At 71.5% G+C, this 3,217-nt stretch carries 4 protein-coding genes; all 4 read right to left on the reverse strand.

All coding sequences use genetic code 11. The features are described from left to right. A partial coding sequence (locus INE98_RS13990; protein ID WP_293539711.1) for an SDR family NAD(P)-dependent oxidoreductase occupies positions 1 to 326 on the reverse strand: 326 nt, incomplete at its 3' end. Further along, positions 323 to 1,303 carry a nitronate monooxygenase family protein gene (locus INE98_RS13995; protein ID WP_293539712.1) on the reverse strand — a complete coding sequence of 327 codons (981 nt, stop codon included), beginning with the start codon at positions 1,301 to 1,303 and terminating at the stop codon, positions 323 to 325. The genes INE98_RS13990 and INE98_RS13995, both read right to left, overlap by 4 nt. A gap of 69 nt (positions 1,304 to 1,372) precedes the next feature. After that, on the reverse strand, positions 1,373 to 2,296 hold the full coding sequence (locus INE98_RS14000) for an Hsp33 family molecular chaperone (protein ID WP_293539714.1): 924 nt from the start codon (positions 2,294 to 2,296) through the stop codon (positions 1,373 to 1,375). Beyond that, complete coding sequence (gene argF, locus INE98_RS14005) at positions 2,293 to 3,216, reverse strand: ornithine carbamoyltransferase (protein ID WP_293539713.1); 924 nt, start codon at positions 3,214 to 3,216, stop codon at positions 2,293 to 2,295. Before argF ends, INE98_RS14000 begins: the two co-directional genes overlap by 4 nt. Between the last annotated feature and the right edge of the window lies 1 nt (position 3,217).

Here is a 3,217-nt window from a genome sequence, read left to right on the forward strand (position 1 = left end):
CAGTTCTCGAGGCTGTGGCTCATCAGTTCGTTGCCGACGGTGGTCATGCCCGCATTGTTCACCAGGATATCCAGCCGGCCGAAGGCGGCCTCCACCTCGTCGACCACCCGCTCCCAGTCCTCCGGCAGGGTGACGTCGTGGGTGAAGGCCTTCGCCCTGCCGCCCGCCGCCGCGATGGAGTCCGCCACGGCGTGGGCCGCCTCGGGCGAAAGGTCCGTCACCGCCACGGCGGCGCCTTCCTTCGCCAGGGCCCGGCAGGCCGCCGCGCCTATGCCCGAGCCGCCGCCGGTGACCAGGGCGACCCGCCCGTCCAGCCGCCCGCTCACGCCTTCACCCCCGCGGCGCGGAGCGCCGTCATCCGGTCGATGGCCGCCTCGGCGCCGGAGACCAGGCGGGCGACGATCTCGGCCGCCGGCAGGACCTCGTGCACCCCGCCCGCCGACTGGCCCATGGCGAAGCAGGAACTGTCCGGGTTCAGGCCCTCGATCTGGCCGCCGATGCCGCCCATGACCCCGGCCTGGCTGGAGAGCATGGCCTGCATGGGGAAGGGCTGGATGTCCGCCGGACGGCTCTCCCAGTCGTCGACATAGGGGTTCTTGCGCACCCGCATCGGCTTGCCCGAATAGCAGCGGGTCCGGATGGTGTCCTCGTCGGAGGACTCCACGATGGTCTGGCGGTAGAGGTCGCCGGCGTGGGCCTCGGGCGAGGCGATGAACCGGGTGCCGACCCAGACGCCCACAGCGCCAAGGCCCAGCACGGCGGCCAGGCCCCGGCCGTCATAGATGCCGCCGGCGCCGACCACGGGGATCTTCACCGCCTCCACCGCCTGGGCGATCAGGGGCAGGCCGCCGACCAGGCCGGTGTGCCCGCCGCCCTCGCCGCCCTGGCAGATTACCGCATCGCAGCCGGCCTGCTCGGCCTTGATGGCGTGCTTTACGGCCCCGCAGACGACCATGACCTTCAGGCCCGCCCGCTTGAGCTTCTCCATGATCGGCATGGGCACGCCCAGGCCGGCGACAAAGGACGAGGCGCCCTCCTCGATGATCACGTCCACGGCGGCGGTCAGGCTTTCCGGCGAGGCCGCCAGCAGGTCGACGCCGAAAGGCCCGTCCGTGAGGCTGCGCACCTTCCGCATCTGGGCCCGGATGAAGTCCGGACCCTGCCCGGCCATGCCGAGGACGCCGTAGCCCCCGGCATTGGTCACTGCGGCGGCGAGCTCGGCGTAGGAGACCCCGCCCATGCCGGCCAGCATGACGGGGTGCTTCACCCCCAAAAGGTCACAAAGCTTGGTATGCAGGGTCATGGCGTCCTCCCGTGTCGTTGGGAGGCAGCATGGCGCCGAACCCGGCGCCTGGGAACCGGCGCCCCAGCGTCAGCCTGCTTGGCTGTCCAGGTCCGACGGCAGGGCCTCGTAGACGCGGGAGCAGAACTCGCAGGACACCCGGATGCGCCCGTCAGCCTCGACCATGTCCGCACGCTCCTCGGCGCTGAACGAGGCCAGGAGGCCCAGGATCCGCTCCTGCGAGCAGCGGCAGGCGGCCTTCAGGGCCTGGGGAGCGAAGACCCGCACGCCGTCCTCATGGAACAGCCGGAACAGGAGCTCGCCGGCCGGCAGCAGGGGGTCGATCAGCTCGTCCTCGCCGAGGGTCTCAAAGAGGGCCTCGGTGCGCCGCCAGGGCTCCTCGGTGGAGCCGCGGGCGTCATCCCCGGCGATATTCTGGATCAGCACCCCGCCGGCCCGCCAGCGGGGGCCGCCGCCGGAATCCGCCTGCCCTACCGCCAGTCGGATGCGGGTGGGCGTCTGCTCGGACTGGGCGAAATACTGCTCGGCGCAGAGGGCCAGGGTCTCACCCTCGATGGCCGTCACGCCCTGGTAGCGGTCCATGTCCGGACCCTGGTCCACGGTCATCATGAAGAGGCCGTCGCCCAGCAAGGTGCGCGCGCCCGGGCGCTGGAAGCCGGCGGCCAGGGCGGCGATCTCGTCGGGGTCGAAGCGGCAATAGCCCCTCAGCGACCCGGCCGTGTCGTAGTCGCAGACGACATAGCGGACCGGGCCGTTCCCCTGGGCCTGGACGATCAGCCGGCCCTCGAACTTGAGGTTGGAGCCCACCAGGGCCGCCAGGGCGCAGGTCTCGCCCAGGAGGTTGGCCACCGGGTCAGGATAGGCGTGGGCCGACAGGATCTCGTCCACCGCGGGCCCCAGGCGCACCAGCCGCCCGCGCACGGCCTCGCCCTCGATCTGGAAGGGGAAGACCCGGTCGTCGTCGACCGCTTCCAGGGAGACCTGGCGGCTCATATCGCCCCGAAGCACCAGGCCAGGATCGACTTCTGGGCGTGGATCCGGTTCTCGGCCTCTTCCCAGATCAGCGACCGGGGCCCGTCGATCACCGCGGACGTAACCTCCTCCTCACGGTGGGCCGGCAGGCAGTGCAGGAAGACGGCGTCCCGGTGCGCCAGGCCCATCAGGGCCTCGTCCACCTGGAAGGGCGCCAGGGCCGCCATGCGCTCGGCCTTGTCGGTGTCCCCCATGGAGACCCAGGTGTCGGTGATGACGCAGTCGGCGCCGGCGACGGCCTCGCGCGGGTCGCGGGTGACCGACACCTGGCCCTGCCGGGAGGCCGCCCGCACCAGGTCCGCCGGGTCCGGCGAATAGGCCTCCGGACAGGCGATGTTCAGGCGGTAGCCCAGCAGGGGGGCGGCGTGGATGAAGCTGGCGCAGACATTGTTGCCGTCGCCCACCCAGGCAAGGGTCTGGCCCGCCACCGGTCCGCGATGCGCCTCGAAGGTCATCAGGTCGGCCAGGATCTGGCAGGGATGGCCGGTGTCCGACAGGCCGTTGATCACCGGCACGGTGCAGTGGGCGGAGAGGTCCAGAAGGTCCGAGTGCCGGTTCGACCTCAGCATGACGGCGTCCACCATGCGCGAAAGGACCCGGGCGGTGTCGGCGATGGTCTCCCCCCGTCCCAGCTGCATGTCGGCGGCGGTTGAAATGATCACGTCGCCGCCCAGCTGGCGCATGGCGGCGTCGAAGGAGAAGCGCGTCCGCGTCGAGTTCTTCTCGAAGATCATGGCCAGGGTGCGCTCACGTCCCGGGGCGTCGGCGTCGATGCGGCCCTGGGTCCAGCCGGCGCGCGCGGCCTTGCGGACCGCCGCGTCGTCGAGGATCCAGCGCAGGGTCGTCGCCTCCAGGGACCAGAGGTCCAGGAAATGACGCACG

The sequence above is a fragment of the Phenylobacterium sp. genome, from assembly GCF_020253645.1.
Taxonomy (GTDB): Bacteria; Pseudomonadota; Alphaproteobacteria; order Caulobacterales; family Caulobacteraceae; genus Phenylobacterium.